The sequence below is a fragment of the Bacteroides sp. GM023 genome, from assembly GCF_014750685.1.
GTDB lineage: Bacteria > Bacteroidota > Bacteroidia > Bacteroidales > Bacteroidaceae > Bacteroides.
The window spans coordinates 1-1,723 of sequence record NZ_JAAXGE010000034.1 but is presented as its reverse complement, the minus strand read 5'-3'; the positions used below and the strand labels follow the sequence as shown (position 1 = coordinate 1,723).

General features: G+C 35.2%; 1 protein-coding gene and 1 pseudogene. One reads left to right on the top strand and one right to left on the bottom strand.

Annotation, left to right across the window (positions count from 1 at the left end):
* Window positions 1-478: 478 nt before the first annotated feature.
* Window positions 479-789, top strand: a pseudogene (locus HC965_RS26750) (site-specific integrase); the annotation flags it as partial.
* Window positions 790-1,012: 223 nt separating this feature from the next.
* Here HC965_RS26750 and HC965_RS26555 read toward each other — a convergent pair.
* The coding region (locus tag HC965_RS26555; protein ID WP_191034213.1) for a helix-turn-helix domain-containing protein at window positions 1,013-1,723 on the bottom strand (711 nt) is incomplete at its 5' end.

Genomic DNA, 1,723 nt, shown 5'->3' with positions numbered 1-1,723 from the left:
GAATTGAATTTTGAATTGTTGAAATTTGTTGTATACTGATTGCCGCCTGAAGTGGCGGATTCCGTCGTGGGTGTTGGAGAAAATCCCATGGGTTACGGGGACGGAATTCTAATTCAGTAAGAAGTTGAAATTCAAATGGTTACAAATGCTGGTTTTTGGTTTAAAACCAACGTGCCGTTCCTTTTAAAGGAACGACCCGTTGCACACCGAGGAACTACCTGTTCCTTTTAAAGGAACGGGTAGTTCCTTAAAATCCATTCGGCAAAGCTATGCCTAATATTCTGATATTTCAAAACTATGAGCTCTCTTATATATGTAGATATGTAATAATATATAACTTGTATAACACCTTTTAATTTTGCGCGTGTACATCAAAATGTATGTAATGAATGCAGAGTATATGAATGAGAGTGTAATTTAACTATAATTATCATATAACGATTATTAAAGCGATAAAACATTTCACTATACCACTTATTTTGCGTGTGAACTATATTTGTTTAGCTTCTATGTGCAGGGAATGACCTTTGTTGATATTCTGCTTTTGAAGAAATCTGATATCTGCAATGGAGCACTGATTCATTTGCGACACAAGTCAAAGCACTTGATTCGAATTATCGTAGCCCCCGCCATACATGGGCTAACCTTGTCTGTGGCTGTGGTGCGCCTGTTTCTGTAATTAGTGCAGGTCTAGGACATACTTCGGAAGAAATGACACGCATTTATTTAGGAGAATTTGATGTGTCCCAGCTTGATAAAGTGAATAGTATGGTGACTAATTTGGTCTGACGGAATGAATTTTATAATATAATTCATTGAAAATAATAGCGGGTATTAATAATTCATATATATTTGCAGTATTGTAATCTATTCCGTAATAGAGATTAGCATAAGAAAGTTTCTGTTGATTTATCAAATTTCACGCTGCAAAGTAAGTTTCTTTTTCTTTCATATCAATTACAATAAAGTCCAAAAATTTTGTTCATTTTGTACGAACATGAAAAAATACTGGCTAATTTGTTTCATTATTAGCCTGGTGGCGCTTAATTAATTGTTTGGGAGTACATCCGAAATGCTGTTTGCAGTAACGACCGAAATAACCTTGTGACTCAAATCCCAGTTCATCAATTACGTCTTTTATACATATTCCCGGTTCAGTCAGTTTTTTCAGAATCAGTTGGTTTCTTTGTTTCAGCATCCATTGTTTAGCGGTCATTCCGAAGACTTCTGTGAATCTTGCAAAAAAACAGCTTCTCCCCAGATTGGACAAAGAGATAAACTGCTCAATATTATTCACTTTGGTGTAGTTGTTCATGACAAAATCTTTAAATTCAACTCTTTTTCCAATAATAGGATAAAACAATGTTGCAATTTCTTCTTTCTCATAAAATCCGCGTAGCAGAAAAAGAAATTCCCGATGCATCAGTTTATGCAGATGCGAACAGTTCATACCATTACTGATACAGTAGGTCAGTACTTCTAAAAAGGGAGTCAGCGGATAATGTATCTCTATTGGTTCGAAATTATATTCTATCTTTTTGCAAACGTCTGATAATAATTGTAATTCGAGCTTGTCACAGCTGTTTTCGAGTGCATCGAAAAACATTGAAAGTAGAGTTGCCCCTCCTTGGGCAATTCCTTTAAATGATGAAGAACGCGGAATCAGTATCATATCTCCTTCCTGAAATGACTTGTTTTGAAATTGATTGTAGTTCATGGTAAA